The organism is Mesorhizobium australicum WSM2073, assembly GCF_000230995.2.
Classification (GTDB): domain Bacteria; phylum Pseudomonadota; class Alphaproteobacteria; order Rhizobiales; family Rhizobiaceae; genus Mesorhizobium; species Mesorhizobium australicum.
In genome coordinates this window covers 2,794,654-2,819,409 of record NC_019973.1, presented here as the reverse complement: position 1 = coordinate 2,819,409, position 24,756 = coordinate 2,794,654, and the positions used below count along the sequence as shown (strand labels likewise).

At 60.2% G+C, this 24,756-nt stretch carries 23 protein-coding genes and 2 pseudogenes; 14 read left to right on the top strand and 11 right to left on the bottom strand.

What is annotated here, in order from left to right:
• Positions 1-403: 403 nt before the first annotated feature.
• The 6 genes from MESAU_RS13465 (at position 404) to MESAU_RS13440 (ending at position 9,940) form a co-directional block, all read left to right on the top strand.
• Entirely contained in the window at positions 404-1,597 is a 1,194-nt protein-coding gene (locus tag MESAU_RS13465; protein WP_015316575.1) for a glycosyltransferase family 1 protein, read from the top strand.
• On the top strand, positions 1,590-2,750 hold the full coding sequence (glf, locus tag MESAU_RS13460) for a UDP-galactopyranose mutase (protein WP_015316574.1): 1,161 nt from the start codon (positions 1,590-1,592) through the stop codon (positions 2,748-2,750). The genes MESAU_RS13465 and glf overlap by 8 nt, the downstream gene beginning before the upstream one ends.
• Before the next feature lie 15 nt (positions 2,751-2,765).
• Entirely contained in the window at positions 2,766-4,955 is a 2,190-nt protein-coding gene (locus tag MESAU_RS13455; protein ID WP_041163363.1) for a sugar nucleotide-binding protein, read from the top strand.
• Positions 4,915-6,168 (top strand): beta-glucosidase, encoded by a 1,254-nt coding sequence (locus MESAU_RS13450; protein ID WP_174361966.1) that lies wholly within the window; start codon positions 4,915-4,917, stop codon positions 6,166-6,168. Before MESAU_RS13455 ends, MESAU_RS13450 begins: the two co-directional genes overlap by 41 nt.
• On the top strand, positions 6,140-7,930 hold the full coding sequence (locus tag MESAU_RS13445; RefSeq protein WP_015316571.1) for an ABC transporter ATP-binding protein: 1,791 nt from the start codon (positions 6,140-6,142) through the stop codon (positions 7,928-7,930). Before MESAU_RS13450 ends, MESAU_RS13445 begins: the two co-directional genes overlap by 29 nt.
• A 537-nt stretch (positions 7,931-8,467) precedes the next feature.
• A complete protein-coding gene (locus MESAU_RS13440) occupies positions 8,468-9,940 on the top strand; it encodes a protein adenylyltransferase SelO (RefSeq protein ID WP_015316570.1) in 1,473 nt (490 codons plus the stop codon).
• A gap of 601 nt (positions 9,941-10,541) precedes the next feature.
• On the opposite strand, the gene MESAU_RS31865 is transcribed toward MESAU_RS13440, so the two are convergent.
• Both MESAU_RS31865 and MESAU_RS31860 read right to left on the bottom strand, forming a co-directional pair.
• Positions 10,542-10,880: a hypothetical protein gene (locus MESAU_RS31865; protein WP_245262971.1), complete on the bottom strand. Its 339-nt coding sequence runs from the start codon at positions 10,878-10,880 to the stop codon at positions 10,542-10,544.
• A complete protein-coding gene (locus MESAU_RS31860) occupies positions 10,880-11,125 on the bottom strand; it encodes a TMEM175 family protein (protein ID WP_224592515.1) in 246 nt (81 codons plus the stop codon). The genes MESAU_RS31865 and MESAU_RS31860 overlap by 1 nt, the downstream gene beginning before the upstream one ends.
• Before the next feature lie 57 nt (positions 11,126-11,182).
• Here MESAU_RS31860 and MESAU_RS30105 point away from each other — a divergent pair.
• Positions 11,183-11,703: pseudogene (locus MESAU_RS30105) on the top strand (tyrosine-type recombinase/integrase); the annotation flags it as partial.
• Between the two features lie 41 nt (positions 11,704-11,744).
• Here the strand turns inward: MESAU_RS30105 and MESAU_RS13425 are convergent.
• Both MESAU_RS13425 and MESAU_RS13420 read right to left on the bottom strand, forming a co-directional pair.
• The gene (locus MESAU_RS13425) at positions 11,745-12,263 is read right to left on the bottom strand and encodes an RES family NAD+ phosphorylase (RefSeq protein ID WP_015316568.1); all 519 of its coding nucleotides are present in this window, start codon (positions 12,261-12,263) and stop codon (positions 11,745-11,747) included.
• Positions 12,260-12,661 (bottom strand): MbcA/ParS/Xre antitoxin family protein, encoded by a 402-nt coding sequence (locus MESAU_RS13420; protein ID WP_015316567.1) that lies wholly within the window; start codon positions 12,659-12,661, stop codon positions 12,260-12,262. The genes MESAU_RS13425 and MESAU_RS13420 overlap by 4 nt, the downstream gene beginning before the upstream one ends.
• Positions 12,662-12,755: 94 nt before the next feature.
• Here MESAU_RS13420 and MESAU_RS31855 point away from each other — a divergent pair.
• Positions 12,756-12,899: pseudogene (locus MESAU_RS31855) on the top strand (integrase); the annotation flags it as partial.
• A 985-nt stretch (positions 12,900-13,884) separates the two neighbouring features.
• Here the strand turns inward: MESAU_RS31855 and MESAU_RS13410 are convergent.
• Entirely contained in the window at positions 13,885-14,202 is a 318-nt protein-coding gene (locus MESAU_RS13410) for a YMGG-like glycine zipper-containing protein (RefSeq protein ID WP_015316566.1), read from the bottom strand.
• Positions 14,203-14,428: 226 nt separating this feature from the next.
• On the opposite strand from MESAU_RS13410, the gene MESAU_RS13405 reads away from it, so the two are divergent.
• The 4 genes from MESAU_RS13405 (at position 14,429) to MESAU_RS30100 (ending at position 17,639) form a co-directional block, all read left to right on the top strand.
• Positions 14,429-15,994 carry a recombinase family protein gene (locus MESAU_RS13405; RefSeq protein WP_015316565.1) on the top strand — a complete coding sequence of 522 codons (1,566 nt, stop codon included), beginning with the start codon at positions 14,429-14,431 and terminating at the stop codon, positions 15,992-15,994.
• Entirely contained in the window at positions 15,991-16,854 is an 864-nt protein-coding gene (locus MESAU_RS29585; protein ID WP_015316564.1) for a plasmid partitioning protein RepB C-terminal domain-containing protein, read from the top strand. Before MESAU_RS13405 ends, MESAU_RS29585 begins: the two co-directional genes overlap by 4 nt.
• 141 nt (positions 16,855-16,995) lie before the next feature.
• Positions 16,996-17,268, top strand: a complete 273-nt coding sequence (locus tag MESAU_RS31485) for a hypothetical protein (protein ID WP_167331103.1) — start codon at positions 16,996-16,998, stop codon at positions 17,266-17,268.
• Positions 17,269-17,477: 209 nt separating this feature from the next.
• Positions 17,478-17,639 carry a hypothetical protein gene (locus MESAU_RS30100; RefSeq protein WP_245262970.1) on the top strand — a complete coding sequence of 54 codons (162 nt, stop codon included), beginning with the start codon at positions 17,478-17,480 and terminating at the stop codon, positions 17,637-17,639.
• Between the two features lie 244 nt (positions 17,640-17,883).
• Here MESAU_RS30100 and MESAU_RS13390 read toward each other — a convergent pair whose 3' ends face one another.
• The 3 genes from MESAU_RS13390 to MESAU_RS13380 all read right to left on the bottom strand — a co-directional run bounded on the left by MESAU_RS13390 (position 17,884) and on the right by MESAU_RS13380 (position 19,891).
• Positions 17,884-18,603: an SOS response-associated peptidase gene (locus MESAU_RS13390; RefSeq protein WP_041163361.1), complete on the bottom strand. Its 720-nt coding sequence runs from the start codon at positions 18,601-18,603 to the stop codon at positions 17,884-17,886.
• Positions 18,604-19,376: 773 nt separating this feature from the next.
• A complete protein-coding gene (locus MESAU_RS13385; protein WP_015316560.1) occupies positions 19,377-19,625 on the bottom strand; it encodes a hypothetical protein in 249 nt (82 codons plus the stop codon).
• An 80-nt stretch (positions 19,626-19,705) separates the two neighbouring features.
• A complete protein-coding gene (locus MESAU_RS13380) occupies positions 19,706-19,891 on the bottom strand; it encodes a DUF768 domain-containing protein (protein ID WP_041163360.1) in 186 nt (61 codons plus the stop codon).
• Between the two features lie 126 nt (positions 19,892-20,017).
• Between MESAU_RS13380 and MESAU_RS31850 the strand changes: the two genes are divergently transcribed.
• Positions 20,018-20,458, top strand: a complete 441-nt coding sequence (locus MESAU_RS31850) for a hypothetical protein (RefSeq protein ID WP_245262969.1) — start codon at positions 20,018-20,020, stop codon at positions 20,456-20,458.
• A 336-nt stretch (positions 20,459-20,794) separates the two neighbouring features.
• Here MESAU_RS31850 and MESAU_RS30090 read toward each other — a convergent pair whose 3' ends face one another.
• Together MESAU_RS30090 and MESAU_RS30085 are read right to left on the bottom strand one after the other, a co-directional pair.
• Positions 20,795-20,896, bottom strand: coding sequence for a hypothetical protein (locus MESAU_RS30090; RefSeq protein ID WP_015316558.1), 102 nt, complete (start codon positions 20,894-20,896; stop codon positions 20,795-20,797).
• Between the two features lie 267 nt (positions 20,897-21,163).
• Positions 21,164-21,655, bottom strand: coding sequence for an N-acetylmuramidase domain-containing protein (locus tag MESAU_RS30085; RefSeq protein WP_015316557.1), 492 nt, complete (start codon positions 21,653-21,655; stop codon positions 21,164-21,166).
• A 685-nt stretch (positions 21,656-22,340) separates the two neighbouring features.
• Between MESAU_RS30085 and MESAU_RS31725 the strand changes: the two genes are divergently transcribed.
• A complete protein-coding gene (locus tag MESAU_RS31725) occupies positions 22,341-22,688 on the top strand; it encodes an LbetaH domain-containing protein (protein ID WP_245262968.1) in 348 nt (115 codons plus the stop codon).
• 1,117 nt (positions 22,689-23,805) lie between these two features.
• Here the strand turns inward: MESAU_RS31725 and MESAU_RS13355 are convergent.
• Positions 23,806-24,711 (bottom strand): LysR substrate-binding domain-containing protein, encoded by a 906-nt coding sequence (locus MESAU_RS13355; protein ID WP_411908852.1) that lies wholly within the window; start codon positions 24,709-24,711, stop codon positions 23,806-23,808.
• Between the last annotated feature and the right edge of the window lie 45 nt (positions 24,712-24,756).

Below are 24,756 nucleotides of genomic sequence, written 5' to 3'. Positions count from 1 at the left end.
CACTTGCGCGTGTTTGCTTGCGTCCAGATCAGCTGGGTTGCTACCCTTATTGTTGGCTCTGCCCCTCGCTCTGCCTGCAGTACACCCGCCGCCGCAACGCTTGCTATTGTTCGGCGAGTTCATCCGGAGGGACTGAGCGAACATGTTTCATGGGCGCTGGACGTTTTACGGCTCGATGCCTCGCCTGAACACGGGCGAACGGCTGCATGGGACGTTCGGCCGGGGCCGCTCTGTGAGTACCACCTCAGAACGTCAGGAGATAGAGCTGCCGGCGCGGTATGCCGGCTGCAAACCATAATTCAACATCACTGCCAGCATCATTTAATACATCGTGCGGAACATCCGCGCGACGGCGAGGTTTGGCTGGCACTGAACGCCTCTCATAATATTTCTAAGGACCAAGATGGATATCGATCTTCAGCGTAAAAACAACCACAGGCTGCCACAAATCCGCAGAAGCTTATTGTGCTTCTCTCACCTTAGATGGAACTTCGTTTTTCAAAGACCGCAGCACATTCTAACCCAGGCAAGCCAATGCTACGATGTATTTTTCTTCGAAGAGCCGATTTTTACGGAAGAAACCACTGCCTACCAGAAAAGCTATACGAGCACTGACGGGGTGACGGTGGTCGTGCCGCACATTCCCAGACATCTCAACGGACCGCAGATCACGCGTGCGCAACGCAAGCTGGTTGACGGCTTGGTGGAAAGCCTCGAAGCAACGCCAGCACTGCTGTGGTACTATACGCCCATGGCCCTGCCTCTCAGCCGGCACATTTCCGCTGAGCTTTGCGTCTACGACAACATGGATGAGCTTTCGAGCTTCCGCGCGGCGCCGCCCCGGATGATGGCGCTGGAGCGCGAACTTCTCAGGCGCGCCGATGTCGTCTTCACCGGTGGTCAGAGCCTTTATGAGGCCAAGCAGCATCGTCATCGCAACATCCACCCATTTCCAAGCAGCATCGACAAGGCTCATTTCGGCAAGGCCCGCCTTGCCGGTACGCCGTCTCTCGATCAGGACAGGATCCCCGGCCCCAGGCTTGGTTTCTTCGGCGTCATCGACGAGCGCATGGATCTGGACCTGGTGGATCGCATGGCAGCCTTGCGGCCGGATTGGCAGTTCGTGATGATCGGCCCGGTGGTCAAGATCGACCCGGCAGACCTTCCGCGCCGGCCGAACGTTCACTGGCTGGGCGGCAGGGATTACAACCAGCTTCCTCATTATCTGTCCGGGTGGGACGTCGGCATCATGCCGTTCGCCAGGAACGAGTCGACCCAGTTCATCAGCCCGACCAAGACCCCGGAATTCCTCGCCGCCGGCGTACCGGTGATTTCGACCTCGGTCCGGGATGTTGTCCGGCCGTACGGACAGCTCGGCCTGGTCGAAATCGCTGATACTGCGGAGAAATTCATAGAGCGTGCCGAACATCTGCTGGCTCGCCCGAAGGACGAGTGGCTGCGAAAGGTGGATCGACACCTGTCGGGCATGTCCTGGAGGTCGACCTGGCAGGAAATGCTTTCGCTTATCACGGAGACGCGAGAGCGGCGCACGTCCGGTCCCCAAGCGATACATGCGTCGGAGAGCAGCTATGTTTGATTGGCTGGTTGTCGGCGCCGGCTTTGCCGGGAGTGTGCTCGCCGAGCGCCTCGCCTCCCAGCGGGGAGACCGGGTCCTGGTGGTCGACCGGCGTCCGCATGTCGGCGGCAATGCCTATGACTGCTACGATGAGGCCGGCCTGCTGATCCATAAATATGGACCACACATCTTCCACACCAACTCCGAGCAGGTCTTCGATCATCTTTCGCAGTTCACCGAATGGCGTCCGTATGAGCACAGGGTCCTGGCCGAAGTCGACAAGAAGCTGGTGCCGGTCCCGATCAATCTCGAAACGATCAACACACTGTACGGGCTGGATCTGACGCCGGAGCAGCTCGAGGAGTGGTTCGCTGCGCGCGCCGAGCCGGTCAAGGAAATCAGATCGTCCGAAGACGTGGTGGTGAGTCGTGTCGGGCGTGAGCTCTACGAGAAATTCTTCCGCGGTTATACCCGCAAGCAATGGGGCGTCGACCCCTCGGAACTGGACAAGTCGGTGACCGCGCGCGTGCCGACCCGGACCAATCGCGACGACCGCTATTTCACTGACAAGCTTCAGTACATGCCTGCCGCCGGCTATACTCGCATGTTCGAGCGCATGCTTCATCACCCGAACATCCAGGTCATGCTCAAGACCGACTATTCGCAGATGCGCGAAGAGTTCGCCTACAAGCGGCTGATCTTCACGGGACCGGTCGACGAGTATTTCGGCTACTGCTACGGCCGGCTGCCCTATCGCTCGCTGCGCTTCGAGCACAAGACGCTGCAAAAGGAATGGCACCAGCCGGTGGCCGTCGTGAACTACCCGATGGAGCACGACTACACGCGCGTCACTGAGTACAAGCACCTAACGGGTCAGCAGCATCCCTGGACCAGTTTGACCTTTGAATACCCAACGGCGGACGGCGACCCCTATTACCCCGTACCGACGGCGGAGAACGCCGATCGCTATCGGAGGTACGAGGCCCTGGCGCGTACCACGGAAGACGTCTGGTTCGTCGGCAGGCTGGCTACCTACCGCTACTACAATATGGACCAGGTCGTCGGTCAGGCCCTCGCCACCTACCGGAGAATCGAAGCCTCGGTTCCCAGTGACAACCGCGCCCCTCTTGAGACCGCGGTGTCCAAGATGAGCGGCATTCTGCAAGCGATTTAATGATTGGCGGCGACGATGCGGACCGAGACCATGCAGGCCACGCCGGAGATCTGGGGAGGCGTCGAGTGCAGCATCATTCGGTTGAGGAACCGATGGCGTGACGAATTATCGGAGACGGGACATGCCGGCAGGCTGGACGATCTGGACCGCATCCGGCAGCTTGGCATACGAACGCTCCGGTACCCGCTGCTGTGGGAATCGATCTCGCCGGACAATATCGAAACCGCCGATTTCGCCTGGCACGACAAACGGATGCCGCGGCTGAAAGAGCTAGGCATCGAGGTCATCGCCGGACTGCTACACCATGGCAGCGGCCCCCGCTACACCAATTTGCTCGATCCGGCTTTTCCCGAGCTCCTGGCTCGGCATGCCCGGCGCGTCGCCGAACGCTACCCCGAGATCCGCCGCTTCACCCCCGTGAACGAGCCGCTGACCACAGCCCGTTTCAGCGCTTTGTATGGACATTGGTATCCCCACCGCCGGCACTTGCCAGATTTCGCACGTGCGCTGATCAACCAGTGCCGCGGTGTGGCGCTTGCCATGCGGGCGATCCGCGAGGTGACGCCGCACGCGGCTCTCGTCCAGACCGAGGATCTCGGCAAGACGTTCAGCACGCCATTGCTTGGTTACCAGGCGGATTATGAGAACGAACGCCGCTGGCTGACGTTCGACCTGCTGTTTGGCCGTGTCGACCGCGGCCATCCATGGTTCTCCCGCCTGATCGATCATGGGATACCGGAGCAGGAGCTCCAGGCCTTTGTCGACGAGCCCTGCCCTCCCGATATTGTGGGGGTCAACTACTATCCGACCAGCGAGCGTTTCCTTGACCACCGCTGCTCCAAGCTCCCAGCTGGAGCCTCGGTCGGCGGCAATGGCCGGCATCACTATGCCGACCTCGACGCCGTGCGGATGCATCTTCCGCTTGGATCGGACGGGCCGGAACCCCGCCTGCGCGAGGTCTGTGCGCGTTATGACCGGCCGGTCGCCGTAACCGAAGTTCACCATGGCTGCAGCCGCGACGAACAGCTTCGCTGGCTGAACGAAGTCTGGAGCGCTGCCAATCGGCTCGCTGGCGAAGGCAAGAACATTGCCGCCGTCACCGTCTGGGCCCTGCTCGGATGCGTCGACTGGAACAGCCTGCTGCTGCGCAAAGATGGAGCCTATGAGGCGGGAGCCTTCGACGTCCGCAGTCCATCGCCGCGCATGACCGCCCTGGGAAGTGCGGTACGGGAAATGGCCGGGGGCGCCGGCCTGAAGCATCCGGTTCTCGACAGTCCCGGTTGGTGGCGCCGGGACACGCGGTTCTTCAGCCCACCTTTCGAAACCACCGCCGAACGCAGCGGGGGCGGAGACGCGCGCAAGGTGCTCATCCTCTGCAAGGATGCGGCGCTGGGTAACGCCTTTTGCCGGATCGCTGCCCACCGAGGGCTGGAATTCATTGCTTTCCCCGCCAATCAGCTGGACATCACCGAGCCTCATTCCATGCGCCGCCTGCTGCTTAAGTATCGGCCTTGGGCCTTCGTCCACGCCGCCACTCCGCAACGGGCCGAAGCGGGTCCTGTCGGCTCGATTGGGACGGGCAACGGGCCGGCAGATTGCGCGGTGCTGGCGTCGGTCTGTGCCGCCGCCGGTGTTGCGTTGATGACCGTGACGTCGGATGCGTTGGTCGGCAAGACGCTCACGGACCGTTTGGTCGAGAGCAGCCCCATCACCCCGGCATCGGGCATACGCAATCTCAACGCGGCAGCCGAAACGATGGTGATGAAGCATCATCCCGCCGCGCTGGTCATCCGCACGAGCGCCGTCTTCGGACCCTGGAACACCGCAGACGTGCTTTCGCAGCTGCTGGACGAAATCGCAGCCGACCGTTCGCTCCGCTTGCCGGCGGACGCAGTGTGCTCCCCCACTTACCTGCCGGACCTGGCTCACGCCGCGCTCGACCTGTTGATCGATGGCGAGACGGGAATATGGCACCTCGCCAATGACGGCGCGGTCAGTTGGTCCGATTGGGCAAGAGAGGTCGCCCAGTCGGCCGGTCTCGATGCGCGCCTGGTGCTGGGCGATCATGGCCGCGGGGTTCTCGCCCCTGCCGCCCTGGCAAGCGAACGGGGTCAACTCATGCCCTCCCTGGCAAGCGGCATGGGACGCTTCCTCCGGGAGTGTGATGTTCGCTGGAACAAGACCTCGGCTGCCCTCGGCAGCTGAGAAAGCGACTGAAGTCCTAGAGGCCGAGATGAGAGAACCGACAGCGTTTAACAGCTTTTTCCTTGGTGGATTCGAGTGCTCGAGCCATCGCCGGGCCGATGGCGTCCGCCTCGATCTGCTTCGCGCCACCAGCCATGACGAAGCGTCCGAGACCGACTATCGCGAACTCCAGCGTCGGGGGATCCGCACCGTGCGCGACGGGCTGCGCTGGCACCTCATCGAGAAAGAGCCCGGCAACTACGACTGGTCGAGCTTTCTGCCAATGCTGCGCGCCGCCGACGCCACAGGGACACAGGTGGTTTGGGATCTCTGCCACTACGGATGGCCCGACCATATCGACATCTTCTCACCGGAATTCGTCGAGCGCTTCGCCCGCTTCGCGGAAGCCGCTGCCCTGGTCATCCACGCCGAGATCGGCTCGGTGCCGTACTTCTGTCCGGTGAACGAGATTTCATACTGGTCATGGGCGGGTGGCGATACCGGCCGGATCAACCCATTCGCGAACGGCCTTGGAGGCAAATTGAAGCGCATCCTGGTAAGAGCCGCCATCGCTGCCATAGACGCGATCCGACGAATCGATTCCCGGGCCCGCTTCATCACCGCGGAACCGTTGATCAATGTGGTCGGCTATCCTCACGATGTCGGGCATCAGCTCGAGGCGGAGCGTTACAGGCTCTGTCAGTTCGAAGCGCTCGACATGCTTGCCGGGCTTCAGGAACCGGAGCTGGGCGGCCGGCCCGAATACCTCGATATCGTCGGCTTGAACTTCTATCCCGACAATCAATGGCTCCTGCACGGCCCGACGATCCCGTTCGGACATCACGCCTACAAGCCTCTGGCCGACATGCTCGTTGAAGTCGCACAACGCTACAATCGACCCCTCTCGATGTCCGAAACGGGCGCCGAGCGCACGGCCAGGCCATCGTGGGTTCACTATGTCGTGGCCGAAGTCCTCGAGGCCATGCAGCGGGGCGTCCAGATAGAGGGAATCTGCCTCTATCCAATCATCGACTACCCCGGATGGGACAATGGACGGATGTGCGATGTCGGCCTGCTCGGCCCGAGGGGGGAGCACGGCAGGCGTCCAGTTTGCAAGCGCATGGAGGATGAATTGGCCGAGCAGAGCCGAAAACTGCTGGCGCTTCAGCGCGAACTCACGTCAGGGCCATATGCCGGAGGGACCTATGCGGTATCTGAAGCCACAAGCAAGTAGCCCGCTGCCTCCGTTCCTGGAGGGGTCGGCTGCCTTCATAAGGCATTATGTGCGCAGGCAGCTGCCGCAATTCATCATCCTCGCCGTGCTGGTGATATCGGCCGCGTCCTGCGCTGTCGCCATCCAGTACGTGATGAAGGTGCTCGTCGACGCGATGGCGGGCCCACGCGAAGGCTCGGCCGCGCAGACAGCGCTCGCCATTTTCATCAGCCTCATCGCGGTGGAGAGCATCCTCTGGCGTCTCTGCGGCTGGCTCGGCTGCAAAGCGACGCTCGCGATCGGCGTTCAGATGCGGCTCGACCTGTTCGACTTCCTGAACGGTCAGCCGATGAAGTACTTCGCCGAGAACCTCGCGGGCTCGCTTGGCCAGCGGGTTACCGCGACCGCGGGCAATTTCGGCGCCCTGACCAACATCGTCATCTGGCGGGTCGCGCCGCCGGCTGTCGACTTCATCGGCACCGTCATCGTGTTCACGGTCGTCGACTGGTGGATGGCGGTGGCCCTGGCGTCCGCGGTCGTCGTTATCATGGGCGGCCTGCTTGCCTTCGGGGAACGTGGAAAGCACCTGCACCGCACATATGCATCTTATGCGAACGAAGTCGGTGGAAGCCTGATCGATGTCATCACCAACATGTGGTCCATCAAGGCGTTCTCAGCCCGGTCACGCGAGCACGCAAGGCTGGCGGCGAGCTTTCGAGCCGAAGCCGATGCCCAGCGTGACAGCTGGATGTACACGGAAAAAGCGCGCCTCATCCACGACATTGCACTTTGGGTCATGGCCGGCGGCATGCTCGCCTGGGCGGTCCGGCAATGGAGCCGGGGGGAAATCACGCCCGGCGACGTGGTCCTGGTCAGCGCTTTGACGTTCCGCATCCTTCACGGGTCCCGCGATATGGCGTTGTCGCTCGTTGACATGGTCCAGCATTTCGGCTTCATCGAGGACACGCTGCGCATCATCGGCCAGCCGCAAACTGTCGTCGACCGGCCGCAGGCGCCGGCCATTCGTCCGCGTGGCGGGGCCATCGAGTTCCGGCAGGTGTCCTTCACTTACGGCACCGATGTCGAGGCGATCCACAATCTTGACCTGTCCATCCCCCCTGGTCAAAAGGTCGGGATCGTCGGTCCGTCCGGAGCGGGCAAGTCGACGTTCGTCCACCTGCTTCAACGGCTCTACGACGTTCAGGGCGGCCAGATCCTGGTTGACGGTCAGCCGATCGCGTCGGTCACGCAGGATAGCCTTCGCGAAGCGCTGGCCGTGGTGCCGCAGGAAATCCTGCTGTTTCACCGGACCGTCATGGAGAACATCCGGTTCGCCCGGCCTGAGGCCAGCGATGAAGAAGTCCACGCCGCTGCCCGCGCCGCTCACTGCGAAGCCTTCATTTCAAGGCTGCCCGAGGGCTATGACACTCTGGTGGGTGAACGGGGGATAAAGCTCTCCGGTGGGCAGCGGCAAAGGATCGGCATTGCCCGGGCGTTCCTGAAAGCCGCTCCGGTGATCGTTCTCGACGAGGCCACGTCTGCCCTGGATACAGAGTCCGAACTGGTGATACAGGCATCGTTGGTCAAGATGTTCCGCGATCGCACCGTGATCGCCGTCGCGCATCGCCTTTCGACGCTCTCCAGCTTCGACCGCATTCTGGTTATGAATGGAGGGCGCGTTGTCGAGGATGGAGACGCGGCGGAGCTCAGAGCTCAGGGCGGTCTATTTGCCCGCATGTGGAGGCTGCAGGCCGAAGGCCTCACCCTCGACGCGGCTGAATGAACGGCTTTTAGGCGAATTCAAAGCATGCAGCAGACCCTATAGCATTCGATTGTAAGGCAACCCCGCATTGCTAACCCCTTCATGAAATCAGAACACCAAACTCAAACCGTGATCTCGCAGACCGGTACCTCAAACCGATGCGCCCGAGTTCGCTTACCACCACCATCTCACGTGCCTTCGGCAACCGATCGCGCCGACCGGGACCGCTCGAGGCGCGGTACGACAATGCGTTGAGAATGCGATCATTGGACGGTGGCCTGGACTTTGAAACAATGGCTCTCAGCTGCTCGGCGGGATGTTCGGGTTGCTGCGACCGTGTTGGGGCAGCATGCTGGTCCCAGGCCTCGCCTCGGGTTGTTAAGGGCCGGGTCTGATTCCAACTCTTATCCGGTGCCGAGCCGAGGATCCGATGGCACCAGCGACGTTGCGTCCCTATATCGACGAATGCCCCCCGAACGGGGCCGACCGGCCCCTTCACTTGAGAGCCAGCTCGCCGTGACCTTGCCTGCCACTGCTGAACAATCCCGAGGCACCCAGATGCAGCTTCCCGCCCTGCGCAACAGCTATGCACAATTGCCCGAGCGCTTCTTCGCGCAAACAGGTCCGCAGCCGGTGTCCGAACCTCGGCTGATCCGCTTCAACCGACCCCTCGCCGAGGAACTAGGGCTCGACGCCGACCAGTTCACCAGCCCGGACGGAGTGGAGATGCTTGCCGGCAGCAGATTTCCGGAAGGCCTGCAGCCAGTCGCCTTGGCCTATGCGGGCCACCAGTTCGGAAATTTCGTGCCTCAGCTCGGCGACGGTCGCGCCCTCCTGCTTGGCGAAGTGGTGGACGTCAACGGCATCCGCCGCGACATACAGCTGAAGGGATCGGGGCCGACGCGGTTCTCGCGCAACGGTGACGGCCGCGCCGCACTGGGTCCTGTCCTACGTGAGTATGTGGTCAGCGAAGCGATGGCGGCGCTGGGCATCCCGACGACGCGAACCTTGGCGGCGGTGCTCACCGGCGACCCCGTGCATCGCGAGGTCCGGCTGCCCGGCGCCGTGCTGACACGAGTGGCGGCAAGCCATATCCGGATCGGCACCTTCCAATATTTCGCCGCGCGCCACGACACTGAGGGGCTCAAGATCCTCGCTGACTATGCCATTGAGCGTCATTTCCCGCACTTGTTAGGGCAAGCACGGCGGTACCGCGCTTTGCTGGACGCCGTGGTCACAGCACAAGCGGATCTGGTGGCGCGTTGGATGCTGGTCGGCTTCATCCACGGCGTCATGAACACCGACAACATGGCGATCTCGGGCGAGACCATCGACTATGGCCCATGCGCCTTCATGGACGCCTATGACCCCGGCTCGGTGTTCAGCTCGATCGACCGCGTCGGCCGCTATGCCTATGCCAACCAGCCTCGCATCGCCACATGGAACCTTGCGCGCCTTGCCGAGACGCTGCTGCCGCTCATGAGCACGGATGAGAATGAAGCCGTCGCAGAAGCCGAAGAGGTGCTGAGGTCGTTTCAGCCCTCCTATGAGGCCATGTTGCAGCGCGGGTTCCGCAGAAAACTCGGATTGCTGACCGAGGCGGAGGCGGACCTGCAGCTCGCGGCTGATTTCCTCGATGTGCTGGCTCGCGGCGAAGCCGACTTTACCCTCGGCTTTCGACGCCTAGGCGACGATCTCGACGCCTCGGAAGGGCAGGGCACGGCGCGGCAGCTGTTTAGGGATCCAGCCGCATTCGACGCCTGGTCGGTGCGGTGGCGCGAGCGGATCGCCAGTGAAACAGCCGATACAGCCACGCGCCGGGCGGTCATGCATGCCGTCAATCCCAAATTCATCCCTCGCAACCATCGCATTGAGGCGATGATACAGACGGCACTGGACGGCGACTTCACACCCTTCGATGAGATTCTGGGGGTCGTGAGCCATCCCTTCGATGAGCAGCCGGAAATGGAACGCTATGCTGACCCGCCACGCCCGGATGAACGCGTCCTACAGACATTCTGTGGCACATGAGACATCCATGATGGCCATCTAACATGTGCAAATGCGGAAGGCCTTTTCGCATGCTATCGTCGTGCTGTTTTCGGAAGGGTCCGACCTGTGACAATTATAGAATTAGCATTCGAATTGCTGGCACGGAAGCTAGTAGACCACACTGGAATATCCGATGAGGATGCTCGTGACCTTGTCGCAGCGATGGGCGCTGACTGGACATCGCTCGTGCGAGCAGCCAGGGTGATGAAAGAGATTTAGGTCTTTCCGTCTTTCGGCAATTAGCCGCAGGCCATGAAAAGGCCGATCCTCCCCGATCCGGTACCGGATAGCATTCTTTGGCCGCTGCAAAGTTGCAGGCGGGTTCCGGCAAAGATTGTAAAGGAATGATGGAGGCCGACGCAGCGCCCGAGAGCTGTCGCCTGCCCCAGTCCCGAACGCCGCCAGCGTGATCGCGTCGAAACAGGCGCCGGCAAGTTGAGCCTTTACTGTTTGATCCAGCACCCTCCAGAACTCTCCATGCCGCAAGGTGGGGGGCTTTTCGAGTTGAAACTTGATCGGCACCGCGCGACGCCGTACAAAAGGTCGTCGCGTGGCCGCGCCGCATTCAGTCCGTTCCTTATCACCCGCGCGCCTGGGGCTTCAGATAGACTGCCAGGCAACAACTACAGATCCCCAGTCCGACGATCGGGTAGCTCAATGCCAAGATAGCGGCGAGCCCAAAAAGGCTGAGCGTAATCATGGCACGTAGGCGCATGAGCCGCCGCACTTGTGGTGACACCTCCTCCTCTGGCAACGGATCAATGAGTTCGCGGATCAACAATAGATATGTCAGGTTAACCAGGAAGAATACGGTCGCATAGAAGGCGACCGGCTGCGGTGCCAACTCGCTTGCGGCCATCCATGCCATGGCCAGGGGGAGCAGCGAGACTGAGAACAGGTGCGCGAAATTGTACCACATTAAGGATGCCGTGCTCTCTTTCGCGTAGCGCAAGAGATGATGGTGGTCGCCCAGACAATCGCAATGAAGAGATAGCTTACACCGTAGCTAAGCCAGGTTTCCCATGATGCCAGAAGGGCTTTGAGAGTCGGCACTTCCGGCGGGCGCAGGTCCAAAACTAGAACTGTGATCAGTACGGCGAACACGCCATCGGAAAATGCGTTCAGCCTTTCCAGGCCAGGTGAAGGTAGCACGTGCGCCCCCATTTCATTCCTGAGCTAATGCTGACGCATTCCAGTCGCGCTCAATAGACACCCCGGCTTCTGCGCCGCTCCGAAATCGTCTGGCTCGACGTCGGCCGCGATCAGACCGAGGATTCTTCCGGCTGGATCGAGTTCTTTCCCGACAAAGGGATTTTGGTGACCTTGCGCGGAAAGACCGGCTGGCGCGAGGTCGAAATCGGCCGCGGCTCGTCCGGTGCCACTTGCCCGGTTGTCGCCCTGCAGACCTGGCTGAAGCTGGCGCGGATCGCCCATGGTCCCTCTTCCGGCGCGTCACCGGCCAAGGCAAGACGGTCGGCGCCGAGCGGCTCAACGACCAGGAAGTGGCGCGACTGGTCAAGCGCACCGCTCTGGCCGCTGGTGTCCGCGGCGACCTGTCCGAAGGTGATCGCGCGACAAAATTCTCGGGCCATTCCTTACGTGCAGGGCTTGCCTCCTCGGTTGAAGTCGACGAGCGCTATGTGCAAAAACAACTCGGCCATGCCTCGGCTGAAATGACTCGCCGCTATCAGCGCCGGCGCGATCGTTTCCGTGTCAATCTCACCGAGGCCAGTGGACTGTAGGGCGCAAGCGTCCTCCCCTGCCTTGGGATGCCGAGACTGCGTTATGGCCAGGACAGCTGGTCCTTCGGCAACCGGCCGCTCGGGTCGAATACGGTTATCTTGTGCGGCAGATCCGGACCCCAGTTCCAAAGGACGAGGTTGCGATCCTCAATCTCTGCGCCCGGCGCGAAACTTGGGACCACAATGCCGGCAATATTTCGAGGGCGCAACCGGTCGTAAATGGACCAGGACGCCGGGCGCTCTCCGTCGCTGAGAGCCGTTGCCCAGGCGCAGGCCATCTCTTCGAGCGTTACAGAAAACTCTTCCCTCCCCTCTTGCGTTGTCAGATCGGCAATGTCGTCACAATCGATCTCATAGGAGCAAAGCACGCACGGATCGATACGCTGTGCGAAGCCCTGGTTGGCTTCCTTGATCGCAGTCATGATGGTCAGTGCCAGATAGAGTGCCGGCACGCCTTTGGGATTGAATCGGGCGCCTCGGCTCGCCGCTCCTTCGCCGGAAGTCGGCTTGAATGCCCAACGTGGATCGTGTGCGCGGTAGCAGGTTCTGACGAACTTCATGCAAACCCGCCAACGGCCATGTGATCGAGATAATCACGGACCGCTGCTGCCTTGCCGTCCTTCACCAGCGCCTCAGCGGTGCGTCCCCCAAACGCTGGAAGCGGCTGAGCCCGGTACCAAGCCATCGCCTGCTCCTTGCCGCCCGCCCAATCCGACACGCGGCTGATGATCTCGAGCATTTCCCGTAGACGCCCCTGGGTCTTTACCGTGGCGCTACGCTCTGATCGATAAAGGGTCTCGCGCGCAAGACCGGCGGTCTGGGCTAATTGGCCTTTGGACATGCCAAAACCGTCCGCGACCTGCTCGATCGCAATCTTCCCGTTCCGGTCCATATAGGACAAGATGAGAGATCCGTTCTGCTCGGGTTTCTTGAGTGCATGGGCCACAATATTCACCATACCATATCGAGAGTCATATTTCCTGTGCAAAAGGTATGGCAGTTCTCGACAACTTTCAAGGATTGAACCAATTCAAGCTGTTGCCAACGCCTAGCTGCGCGCAGGCCTCGCGTCCTCGGCGGAGATTGATGAACGCCATGTGCAAAGGCAGCTAGCCACGCCAGCGCCGAGATGACCCGCAAGTACCAGCGGCGTCGCGATCGTTCGGGTTAACCGCACCAAGGCATCCGGGCTCTGAAAGACCGCTCCCGATTGTTCGCTGCCGTGAGGCGGTTAAGTGCTTGAGGTGATGACAACACGTCGTCGAGCAAAGCAATCGCTGCGACCAGGCTGTCGGCGGGCGATGCTTCGTAGTCGGGCATTATCATCAGTTGCGCAATGGAGCGACTGACGAATTCCGGGTTGGGCTTTCCATTCGCTCTTTGGTGCGAGCGACCTGTTCGGGAAGCGCGCGCGGGGCGTTGAGGTTCTCGCCCAATTGCGACCGGCCTGCAGCGGCGATATCGGAGATGTCGCGCGGGTTGGCTTGCGATCCGCGATAAAGACCTTCTTGGCGATAATTTCCGGAATGGTTTCAAGACGCACCGTCCTGCCTTCCACCACACGGATTCGAACGGGCATCGTTGTCAGCGCTCCGGATGAAGTCAACGCCTATGCCTCAAGGGCGAACTTCTGAAACCGAAGCCAGTTCCCAGATAATCAGATGGCAGTAGCTGCTCGCAGGCGAAATCAGTGGACTCGTCCTCCGTCTACCCGTCAGCGATGAGACGTCGAGTCAGGCCGACCAGCACGCGTTCTTCGCCCCTCCCTGTTGAGATCTTGCATGACCAAGCAAACGCGTCCGCCTCCCTAACCCCGCGTCGGGCCTTGTCTGCCACACTTCAGTTGTCCGCGGACAACCGCCTGTCCGTCCAAGGGCTAGTCGCGTTTGAGGCACGTATTCCGGTGTCCCTTTCGTTCTGGAACGCTATCATGACTGCCTTGTCCGGCGCGAGCGTGACGGGAAAAACGCTCTCGACCTCCTCATCTAGTCGGCCTTGCGTTGGCTTGGCCAGGTCGCTGGGAACGTCGATCACGAAGCGGGCGACGTCGCAACAGCAGCGCCACGATCGGGTTTGGCGAGGCGTTAGGACGCTCCGGCGCTGAAGGTTCCGGCACGCTCCTCAATTCGGCGGACAGCCGGCAAGCCGCCCGTATATTGGCCTCCGCAGCGCCCGCGGGCCTCAATAATTGCCGTTGTAATAGCGGTCGTCGCACGGCGCGGTGTAGATGCGGCCGTAGCGGTCCTGGTAGCGGCAGAGCTGGTCCTCGCGGCGCTGCGGGGTGGTGGCAGAGCCAACGACGGCTCCGAGCAGCGCGCCGCTGGCGGCGCCGATGACCGTGCTCTTGGTGTTACCGCCGATCGCCTGGCCGACGAGCGCGCCGCCGGCGCCGCCGAGGAGCGCGCCTGTCGTGGCGCGCTGCTGGCCCTCTGTCTGCGACTGGCAGCCGGCGACAGCGCCAGCCAACAGCACGGCGGCAATGGCTTTGTGAAAGGTCATGTAATATCTCCCTTAAAACTCTGAAATCCCTATCAACGGTCCCGTGCGGGCGCATTGCGGCGGAACGGGGGCACGGGCTCTCACGAAGTGAGTCAGGGTTTCCCATGAGTTGAAAGCCATGGTTTTCAAAGCGCGAAGCCAGCCGGACGGACGATTCGATTAAACTGGACTGGAATTGCTATGCGCTGAGCGCTAGGATTGGCAATCGTCCCAATGGTGCAAGGCGATGGACAAGGTTGCTGCGGCCCGCGAACCTCCTAAGGAGAGGAGAAGGGTTCGCGCGGCTCAATACGTACGAATGTCCACCGAGCACCAGACTTATTCCCTTGAGAATCAGAAGGATGCAATCCGCGGTTATGCAGAGGTCATGGGGTACGACATCGTCGCCACCTATGAAGACCCCGGCCGTAGCGGGCTGCACATAGAAGGCCGTCCCGGCCTCAAGAAGCTGCTGTTCGACATTGAACACGGACTCGCCGATTACGAGACGGTCGTCGTCTACGACGTGAGCAGATGGGGCCGGTTCCAAAGCGTCGATGAAAGCGCTTCCTACGAATATCGATGTCAGATGGCGGGTGTACGGATCGAGTTTTGCGCCGAGCAATTCGCGAATGATGGCACCGTCGGATCCGATGTACTCAAGGCCATAAAGCGCAGCATGGCTGCAGAGTACAGCCGGATGTTGTCACAGAGGGTCTTTTTGGGCCAGGTGAGGATGGCCCGCATGGGCTTCCACGTAGGCGGCATGCAGGGGCTTGGACTAAGGCGTCTGATGGTTGACCAGTTCGGACAGCCCAAACTCATCCTCGCCCGCTACGAACACAAGAACTTCCAGACAGACCGGGTGATCATCGTACCGGGGCCACCGGAAGAGATAGCTACTGTTCGATTGATCTTTCGCCTTTTCGTCAGGTCATGCAAGAACGAACCTCAAATCGCGAAATATCTGAATGCCCGGGGGATCCTGAACGACTTCGGCCGGCCTTGGAAGGCCTATGGCGTGCGCCGTGTCCTGACCAATGAGAAGTATATCGGCAACAACGTTTGGAATAGACGCTGCACCAGACTCAAAACCAAGGCTGTGTACAATCCTCCGGATCAATGGGTCAGGGCGGACAACGCCTTTGAACCTATCATCAGTCGCCAACTATTCGACAAAGCACAGCAGACGTTAAAAGCGCTCTACCTTCACATGAGCGATGAAGAGATGCTGTCAGCCCTACGAAAACTCTACAAACGGCATGGGAAACTGTCGTCCGACATCATTAACGCAGCGCCCGAATGCCCTTCGAGCTATCGCTACAGCGCGCACTTCGGAGGCCTGCTCGGTGCATACAGGCTGATCGGTTGCCTGCCGCCCAGAAAGTCTCATTTCATTGAAATTGACGGGCGCCTCAAGGCTATCCGCCATCGCGCAATGGAAGACCTGCTGGTCGCGATCGAACAGGTAGGCGGCCGCGCTTCCCAGGACCCTGAAACGGAGCTCATCCGCATCAATGGCGAGTTGACCGTAGCGCTCGCGATCGCCCGGTGTCGCGTTTCGCATTGTGCCTATCCCCGCTGGTCTTCGAGGGCGGTGCGAGAGGCCATGGCGGATATTTTCGTCTTGATCCGCATGCAGCCGGGCAATCTGATCATTCGCGATTACCTGATCGCTCCGATGCATGAAATCGTGGGGTTCAAAGGAGATTTCCATGTCAACAATGGAATGAAGCTGGATGCGTTTCTTTTCCGATCACTAGATCCGCTCGTTGCGCTGGCTGAGCGAGCATTCGTAGGGAACGCCGCATGAAGGTGCGCCGCGTAGTTTTAGGCTTGGAAGCCGCCGACCACATTTTGCAAAATAACCGCACAAGACACGCAGCGCTTTTGGAAAAGATGCATGAGCCCAACAGATGGTTCACCGGTCCATGGCTGTGCAAAACCTATCAGGCTGAATGCCAAAGAACGCGGGACATGATCGCCGAAGCGAGTATCTCTCGGCATCTGTTGGAGACGATCACAGAGGTGTTTCGACATCCGATTAAGCAGGAATCGTTCCGTCGCCTGCTATCGGCCGAAAGCCTGGCCTCTGTGCCGAAGGCCCTAACCGAAGGGCCTACTTTGAACCTGCTCGCGGACAGTTCAGCGCCAAGGCCGTTGGTCAATGGAGTTTCTCCCGAGGCTCTCGATCTTTTGCAGGATTGGAATGTGCCTCCGCAGGTCTTCGCGTCCTTGCGCAAGATGGTTCCGGAAAGGCAGTTCAATGCGGCAAGGCTCATGATCGCCCTGAAGAGGATGGGCTTCCACTATGCGCAACTCCTCTCAACGCTCACTCCGGCGTCGCAGTTGGCGGATCCCTCCGTGCCGAGAAAGAAGTTTGTCGGGGTGACAGCCGATCAGCTGGCCGCCATGGAAACTGAGTTTGATTTGCTGAACGAAGAATTTCTGTACTGCGCAAGCCTTCGTGGCACCTGGGCGCTGGAGTTGATGGCGGCAAGGCTCTATCTCGACCGTCTGATGGAAAATGCACGGGTGGTCAGACACCTTGCGCGGGATTTCCCGGAGCAGCTCGGGAGGTTCCAATCGATACTGGACATTCCAGCAGGTGGGGAAGGTTTGACGAGCCAACCGGTAAAAACCGGGCTTAGGCGCACGCATTTCGTCTTTTGAGCTGGCGCCTTCGGGCAAGATGCAGCCCGCTACGTATTGACGTTCACAATTGACACAAATTGGGAAGGCGGTTCCGAGACACCCTTCGCCCATTCGATCTGGGCAGCTACTCCGATGGCAGCGAGCTTGTGGAGCGTAATCTTGATCGATTCACCGGTTGCAGTCGAATTTCAGCTTCAACGGATCAGCGCCGCCGCCATAGACCATCATGAGATCGGCCGATCTGCAGTAACGGACGTTGCCGCAACTGCATTCCACCTTCACAAGCATATTGTGCCGGGTCGCCTTCCCCAGCGTGTCGATCGGGTCGTGCGCCACGAGAACAGAAAAGGAACAAATTTCTTGCCCGTCAAGCGGTCTTATGGAATCTTTCCGCAGATGAGCGACGAACCAATCAGGCTTCCCGACGCATAACGCCCGTGCCGCGCGAGCGCGCCAGAGTGCTAGGGCACCTGTGCGAGCACACGGGTTGCGCGAAGCACGGAGGATTCGGCTTTGCTCGGCATCGCCAAGAGCCGCATTGGTTCTGCTTCGAGCACCGGGATGATGGCGAACGCTATCTCTGAAGGAGGAAACCCATGGTAGATAGACCACCGTATATGCCCACAGGAATTGGCATTGGCATGCTGGGGGACGACGCAACGAAGATCGGCGTCCTGATTTTCGAGACGGCGGAAGGTAATTTCGACTTCGCACTCAATCTGCAGGCGGTCGAAGTCATTCGGCAGGCGCTCAGCAAGATCGAGACGCACCTCACGAAGGGGAAAATCTCGAACCTCGATTAGCCGGTGAAACTATTCTATGCCGCTGACGTTCTTGCCGTCTCAGGGTAGGCGGGCAGGTGGTGCTTGGCAGGATTTAGGAAGTTCGGGTGCCGGCAATGTCTCGGCGCCGGCAAGGTTTTTCAATGCGCGAAGTGGCTGAGCTCAAACGGCACTTGTTGCCCGCGCGGAGTGCACCGAGCCGGGTGCAAAGGGTCTACGATCAGATGCCCTATGTGTCGTGGCAGCGGCCTACAAAGTCCGGAAACTATACGTCGAACAGATCAGTAGGCCCGCGACCGATCTCGTCGATGATATCGGGGGTGTTGTTGCGCGGCGAACCCACCTTGCTGTCGATCGGCCACATTTTCATCAGATCGGACGGAAAAGGCTTCATCAGGTCGCGAGGGTCTTGCTCCGGCCCAAGCCAGCGCATGTAGTCGGCCGGCGCCAGGATCACCGGCATGCGGTCGTGGATGGTCGCCATGAGCGAATTCGGTTCGCAGGTGGCAATGGCAAAGGTCCGCACAAGTTCGCCGGTGACCTTGTCGGCATACTCTTCCCAGATGCCCGTCATGGCGAAGGGCTCATCAGACTTCATCGCGATGGCGTAGGGCTGCTTTTTCTTCCCCGACGCGTCCAGCTTCTGCCATTCGAAATAGCCGTCGACCGGCACCAGGCAGCGGCGCGCATTGTAAGCCTTGCGGAACAAGCCATTGCTGGCGATGGTCTCGCAGCAGGCGTTGACAGGTGGCGGCCGCCCGCCACCATCCCGAGCCCAACCGGGGACCAGTCCCCAGCGCGCCGAGACGAATCCGGCCATGCTGGTCGAGAGCTCTTCACGAATGATGATCGGATAGGTCAGGCTTGGCGCACCGTCCCACAGCGGGAAGCTGTTGCCCAGCCGTTCGACCTCGCCAGGGTGGGCGAATTCGAACCGACGAACCATGTCGGGGATTGTGGTCTTTACGAAAACGCGTCCGCACATGCACCAGAGATAGGGACCCGAAAAGCAAGAGTCTACGTCGGGACGGCTATTCAATCGCGCCACCCTCCCGATTGCTGACAGCCTCCGCCATGACGGCAAAGACGCGTCGGCCGATCGGTTCGCTTCGCAATCGGCCTAGGAATCGCTATAGGTCACGCCGTAGCGGGTTGATCCGCTCGTATTTGCACTCATGCTAATACTAAGCCATGATCCCTTTCTGCCGGTGGGGGATCGCCGGCATGGCCCGGCTGGCGGCCCCCAAAGCCCTAAGTATACCCCCGGCAGCCGGGCCGCCCACATCAATTGCTTGACAAAGGCGAGATGGTCGCGCGCGGCGCTGGTGTGAGGCTGAAAGCGAGGTGGCGGCGGGACATACAGTGGCGGCTAGTAAAACCCTCTGCCTACTGGTGAGCGGGCAGCGGCCCTTTAGTTTCGGTGGTGGAGGCCCACCGGGCTGCAAATGTGCTGTTCGCACCCGGCCCCGATGGTTAGCCGCCTTTGCACGGATCAACGACTTACTGATTCGTAAGGAACATCCCGACGTCAGCGACGTTTGCGCGGATGGCTCTCGTTACCGGGTTCGCATCCGCAGTGGTGGTTCTTTTTGTCGTCCTGCTATTCACGCACGCAGCCCGAGACCTCCATAGCTCGCCAATCTATCACAGGCTGTGTCGCCGACTGCGCCGAGCCCGTTAGCGCTTCATGGCTTAGGGGTGATCTCCTCGGTTGCCGGCCCCAGGCCAAGCACACCCCCGGCAACTGGGCCGTCCACATCAATCGCTTGAGGAAGGCGCAGGCCGCACAGGCCCGGTGGTATTCCACTGGATGAACTCGACTTCCTTCCCCGTCACTTCCCGCACGGACTTCAACAGCGCATCATGCAGGGTGCGCGTCGCGCGGTAATGGTCGCAGTGTGGCGATATAAACGGCTTTATGATGCTTTTGTGCAGCGCTTCCGCCGCCATGAGAAAGCGCTCGATTTCAGCCTGGGAAAGCTGTTTTGATGGTTTGGACCTAGCCATTGGCAAACTCCGTTTTAGGGGGTTCGCCGCAACAGGGAGGATTATATTCCCCTTCTTTGAATAGTTGGCAAGCCCTATCGTCAATCGGCCAAGCTGGCATCGCGGTGCTGCATCGCCTTCAGAATGACTTCGAAGGCGCTGCCGACTTCGTCGGTGATCTCCGCCGGGTCGATGCCGTCGCGCTCGGCCGCTCGCATCGCCTCGTTGGCGAGGTCGCTCGCCGCGATCGGATCGTCCGTGATCGCATTCGGCAGATGCTCTGCCATTCACCGGTCGAGGAAATTGGTGCCGCGTGTGCTCATGTGGCCCTCATCCGAACAATGTAAGCGAAGGTCCGCTTCTCGCCCTTCAACTCCGTGACACGTAGCCGGTTTTCTTCCTGGCGCCGGAACGTGACAGGCATCCCAACCTGTGCCTCCGCCGCTTTGAAAGGCAACTGTGCTGTGACTATGCTCGATGACATAGCCGATCCGGCGGCCATGACCTCAACCCGATACTGCGGCACCCGATCTCCCCGCGATTGTTCCGCAACCACGATTCAATTAGCTTTAGCTAAAATAGTTCCGGAACATTTAGCACGGCCGGATGTTGCCACCCGCATGACAAAGCTATCTGACCTTGGCCCTCCGGTTCCCGGCAAACTGCATGGAGGGCAGCACATTGAAGAGCATCTTCACTACTACAACTGCCCGCACTGCGGTCAGCGGGTCGATCAACGCGATCTGCGGCAAGTCTTCTGGCATGAACGTCCTGGTCATGAACCGCTGGAGCCGGATCCTGAGGCGAAGGTGATCGAATTTCCAAAGCGGAATGAGAAAAACCCGCCGGCGTGAGCCAGCGGGTCTTGAACACATTCGGCTGATCTCAGGGGACCGGTGGCGGTGGCGGCGGTACCGATGGACCGGGGCCAGCCGTTACAAACGAAAGTCGTTCGCGCTTGGTCAGAACGGGCTTCTCGTAAGTTTTCATCGCGCAGATCACGTCTTGCTCAGGCCGGATACGATGACCACCTGGGCTGCGATGCTGCCCAGGCGCTCGCGCTTTTTCAGTTCTGGCTTTTCGTATGTCTTCTTCACAGTGGTGCTCCTCGCTTTACCCTCGGGAGGGAAAGTGCCTTGCGTCCGTGCTGTCTGTCAACAGCAAGCATGCCCTGTTCGGGGCAAGCTGATCTATTCTTTTAGCACCGGCACGGAAGGGCCGGGGCCGATCGCCGTGACTGCCGAGAGACGTTCACGCTTGGTGAGAACAGGCTTATAATAGGTCTTCTTCATGTGGGTGTTCCCCTCGCTTTACCCTCGGCGGCGAAATTGCCTTGCGCAAGCGAGTGTTGTCAACCAGAAGCCCGCGCCCCTCGGCAGAAAAGCGCGGGCCGACCAAGTTTGCCCTTGGCCAGCAGCGCGAAGGAACGTTGGAGTGCGCTGCGTCGGCCCAAACTTGCATTCGATTAGGCTGTTCCAGCGAAAAGCAAAAAAGCCCGCCACCTTTCGGCAACGGGGCATTGTCTTCGGTGTTTGCGGCGCCCTTGCTAGAATGAAAGGTCACGGGTAGCGTCCGCACGCGAGCAGACGGGCGCGGAAATGAACTATGTAAATGTGGTCGTGTTTGTGGTTCCGGCTCTGCTCGGCCTTCTTTCTACAGCCTTGCTCGGCCCAAGATATGGAATGTTGGTAGGCGCCCCGCTCACGCTGATAGACGTCTTGGGTTTCGTTCCAATCATTCCAACCCAGCACGTGTTCGAATTCGAGTTGGGGTATGGGATAGCTGTCGGCCGGATATGGCTTGTCACCCCATTTTGGATACGCCAGCCCCTGCTTTACCGCCAAGAAACGCGCGCCCGGTGCCAGATTGCGATAGAAGACGTGCGGCTCGAAAAGGATGATGGGCCGCCCCTGGCTATCGAACCCTTGACCGCGTGTTTCAACGTCTAGCAAAGCATGAATTTCGTCCTCTCCTACTCCGATGGTTGCGCCGAGCTTGGGCAAATTAAATTCGTCAAGGCGCTTGGCAGCGCCCCTGAAATTGGGCTCCATGGTGTTTCCCTCGGTGGAGTGTGGGATTGCTTAGGGCGCGAGGATGACGGACGGGTCGAGGCCCAGGGCCTGGACGAGGCCAACGCGTCGGGATCGTCGCAATAGACGGATGGGTGGTCCGGCGCGAACCAGCGGGCGAAATAGACCGGGTTCGCCGTCAGTGCCGCTTATGCGTCACCCATCTTTCCGGCGTCGATGATGCGGGCCTGGATAGTGGATTTCGGTACTGTTTGGTGCACTGCCGGCACGGCACTCCATGATGTACCGTCCCATGTCTGGCGTGCGTCGTCTGCGCTGAAGAAACTTCAACGGCATCAGGCGGCGGCTCCGCACCGTCGAAGGCGCCTGTGTACGCGCATTTGCGTCAACGAAATATTTTGTCATGATCTGAGACCATTCTGTGAGGACAGGTAAAACGATGAGGTGGGTTTTCAGGGGGAAAGAACACCACTGATGTCAAGATTGACTATCTGGCTGCGGAAGAGACGCCATCCATTGCCGAAGCATGCTGAAGTCGGGCGTTGGACTGGCGGGATCGAGGACGGCAGAAAGATTTTTGGGTGCGAACCAGACGCCCCCTTCCGCATTGGGTCATTCTGTTCAATTGCCGATGAAACGGTCTTCGTGTGCAGCGGCAATCATCCAACAGATTGCGCGACGACCTGCTACATCCATGAAAAAATGCTTGGAAAGCCTAACCCTGGAGGACATGGCGGCAAGGGCGGCATCAAGATTCGGCAACGATGTCTGGGTCGGCAGAAGAGCACTCATTCTACCAGGAGTGACTATCGGCGACGGTGCCGTCGTCGCTGCGCATGCGACTGTGGTCAAGAATGTCCCGCCCTATGCCATCGTTGGGGGAACGCCCGCCGAGATCATCCGATACCGCTTCCCCAATGAGATCATTGCCAAGATGCTGGCCATTGCTTGGTGGAACTGGGATGATGAGAAAATTCGACAAGAGGCCGACGCCTTAACGGGACCTATTGATGATTTTGTCGGCTACCACTTTAAGCCCACGCCCGTACAATAAGCTTCCAGTTCGCATTGGTGATGGCTGCTTCGCCTGTGGTATTGAGCCCGCTCGGCGTGACATGCGCCCCCGACGCGGATGTTGATATTTGATTGCGCATCGAATGGTTATGCATTCAATGCTTGAGCAGAAGAAAACAAGCTCTGGACTCCTGGGACGTAGTTTCCCCATTATTTTACGTGGGGGAAAATCAAATGAAAAGACTGCAAGCTCTTGCGAGCACCGCGCTGTTTCTGGCCGGTTGCTCAACCACTCCTGTTGTATCTGATGGCGATCTCACGGCAATGAATACCGTGGCCTTGTGCCATACATTGGCCTCCACGGACGAACAATATCGAAGCAGAGTAGCGGCCCTGCTAGTCCGCCGCGGGGCGACGGCGGACAAGTGCATGCGGCTTGTAGAGGCTGACAATGCGTAGCGACTGGAATAGCGCGGCCGTTGCTGTTGCGGCCAACAACGGCTACGGCGGGGGATATTACCGCCCACCTCGCACGGCCTACGGCGTGGCCTGGGATCAATTCTATGAACAGAACTATGCGCTAATGTGGCGGTGCCGGGACAAGGCCACCGGCCGGTTCGTCGACGACTTCTATTGCAATGGGAGCCCATGATCGACAGCACTTGGCCAGGGTGGTCGGCGTCGGGGACTGCTATGGATCGATCTCGCTACGACAATCAATCCAAACAATGGCGCAAGCGGCAAGGCGCACAGCGGCGGCGGGCGCGTCTGCTGGCAGGCGCGCCGAAACGGCTGGTCCTCTGGACGGTTGCCGCAGTCGCCGCACTGACCGCGCAGTTCGTCATGCAGCGCGGCGGTGATATGCCCGATGTCAATCTATCGAAGTTGATCGGCCTAAAGCCGGATTCGGATCGCTGGGGTCGCGTCCGTCATAGATGGCGACACAGCCACCATCTCCGTCGACCTGCAGGGTTCCGGCCCAGATGAGCGACCGGTCGCTCCGCCGTTCGGTCCGGCGCATAGACATAGGTGACGCCGGTGGGTCGCTCCCGTCCCATGTTCGGTACCGGGGGCGCCTCGACGCGCGCGGTCTACGATCTCATCAACGCCGCGGACAAGAGCGGGGCCGGCAGTGCCGCACCGATGCTGCAGGGATTTTACGTTGGCCGCTCCCTTACCAACCAGTTTAGCAGGTCGGACACGCGTGCTTTGGCGTCCTCTCGCGCCGGGCAGATCGCGTAATAGCCATAGCCGCTTTCGATGATGCGCCGAAAGGGGGTGACAAGCGTGCCACTTTCCAGATCCTGTCGTGCAAGATGCATGTCGCCCATCGTGACGCCATAACCGCTTGCCGCTGCCGTCATCGCGAAATCCTGGGTGTCGAATATCTGGTTGCGCACCGCCGTCAGGTCATAGGCGCCCTCGGCCTGCAGCCACAGCGTCCAGTCGCTCTGTCGCGCATTGGAGTGCAGCAGCACGCAGTCGGCCAGGCTTTCGATCCGCGCTGGGTTGCCAAGCGAGGTGGCAAACGAGGGCGAGCACATCGGGGTCAGTTTTTCGGGCAAAAGCAATTCGACATGCATGCCCGGCCAATGGCCGTTGCCATAGAGGACCAGCAGGTCGATGTCGCCGGTCCCGAAGGTCGGGCGGGCGAACCAGGCAGTGTCGATCGTGATGTTCAGACCCGGATGGCGACCATGAAGGTCCGTCAGTCGAGGCAGAAGCCAGCGCCGGGCGAAGGTCGGCGGCATGCGCACCGTGAGCGACCGCCCCCTGGTCCGTGTTGCCTCGAAGGAGTTGCGCAGCGAGATAAGCAATCCGTTGACGATGGGAACGATCGCCTCTCCTTGCTCCGTCAGCACCACTTTGCGCGTGTGGCGCTGGAACAGGCTGCAGCCGAAGTAATGCTCGAGCTGCTGTATTTGGCGGCTGATGGCGCTCTGGCTGAGATTGAGCTCGGAGGCAGCCAGCGTGAAGCTTCCGGTTTCCGCGACGACGGAAAAGGTCTGCAATGTCTGCAGCGGCGGCAACCGATTCTGTTGGAACGCCAGTTTCAAAACCATTCTCCGCGATGGACCCGTCATTAAACAGGCGTTCTCGCGTAGGTA

Bases quoted from the DNA above. Each gene is read 5' to 3' on its own strand.
- MESAU_RS13465 (WP_015316575.1), top strand. From the start codon at position 404: ATGGATATCGATCTTCAGCGTAAAAACAACCACAGGCTGCCACAAATC.
- glf (WP_015316574.1), top strand. From the start codon at position 1,590: ATGTTTGATTGGCTGGTTGTCGGCGCCGGCTTTGCCGGGAGTGTGCTC.
- MESAU_RS13455 (WP_041163363.1), top strand. From the start codon at position 2,766: ATGCGGACCGAGACCATGCAGGCCACGCCGGAGATCTGGGGAGGCGTC.
- MESAU_RS13450 (WP_174361966.1), top strand. From the start codon at position 4,915: ATGTTCGCTGGAACAAGACCTCGGCTGCCCTCGGCAGCTGAGAAAGCG.
- MESAU_RS13445 (WP_015316571.1), top strand. From the start codon at position 6,140: ATGCGGTATCTGAAGCCACAAGCAAGTAGCCCGCTGCCTCCGTTCCTG.
- MESAU_RS13440 (WP_015316570.1), top strand. From the start codon at position 8,468: ATGCAGCTTCCCGCCCTGCGCAACAGCTATGCACAATTGCCCGAGCGC.
- MESAU_RS31865 (WP_245262971.1), bottom strand. From the start codon at position 10,880: ATGTGGTACAATTTCGCGCACCTGTTCTCAGTCTCGCTGCTCCCCCTG.
- MESAU_RS31860 (WP_224592515.1), bottom strand. From the start codon at position 11,125: ATGGGGGCGCACGTGCTACCTTCACCTGGCCTGGAAAGGCTGAACGCA.
- MESAU_RS13425 (WP_015316568.1), bottom strand. From the start codon at position 12,263: ATGAAGTTCGTCAGAACCTGCTACCGCGCACACGATCCACGTTGGGCA.
- MESAU_RS13420 (WP_015316567.1), bottom strand. From the start codon at position 12,661: ATGGTGAATATTGTGGCCCATGCACTCAAGAAACCCGAGCAGAACGGA.
- MESAU_RS13410 (WP_015316566.1), bottom strand. From the start codon at position 14,202: ATGACCTTTCACAAAGCCATTGCCGCCGTGCTGTTGGCTGGCGCTGTC.
- MESAU_RS13405 (WP_015316565.1), top strand. From the start codon at position 14,429: ATGGACAAGGTTGCTGCGGCCCGCGAACCTCCTAAGGAGAGGAGAAGG.
- MESAU_RS29585 (WP_015316564.1), top strand. From the start codon at position 15,991: ATGAAGGTGCGCCGCGTAGTTTTAGGCTTGGAAGCCGCCGACCACATT.
- MESAU_RS30100 (WP_245262970.1), top strand. From the start codon at position 17,478: ATGCTGGGGGACGACGCAACGAAGATCGGCGTCCTGATTTTCGAGACG.
- MESAU_RS13390 (WP_041163361.1), bottom strand. From the start codon at position 18,603: ATGTGCGGACGCGTTTTCGTAAAGACCACAATCCCCGACATGGTTCGT.
- MESAU_RS13385 (WP_015316560.1), bottom strand. From the start codon at position 19,625: ATGGCTAGGTCCAAACCATCAAAACAGCTTTCCCAGGCTGAAATCGAG.
- MESAU_RS13380 (WP_041163360.1), bottom strand. From the start codon at position 19,891: ATGGCAGAGCATCTGCCGAATGCGATCACGGACGATCCGATCGCGGCG.
- MESAU_RS30090 (WP_015316558.1), bottom strand. From the start codon at position 20,896: ATGAAGAAGACCTATTATAAGCCTGTTCTCACCAAGCGTGAACGTCTC.
- MESAU_RS30085 (WP_015316557.1), bottom strand. From the start codon at position 21,655: ATGGAGCCCAATTTCAGGGGCGCTGCCAAGCGCCTTGACGAATTTAAT.
- MESAU_RS13355 (WP_411908852.1), bottom strand. From the start codon at position 24,711: ATGGTTTTGAAACTGGCGTTCCAACAGAATCGGTTGCCGCCGCTGCAG.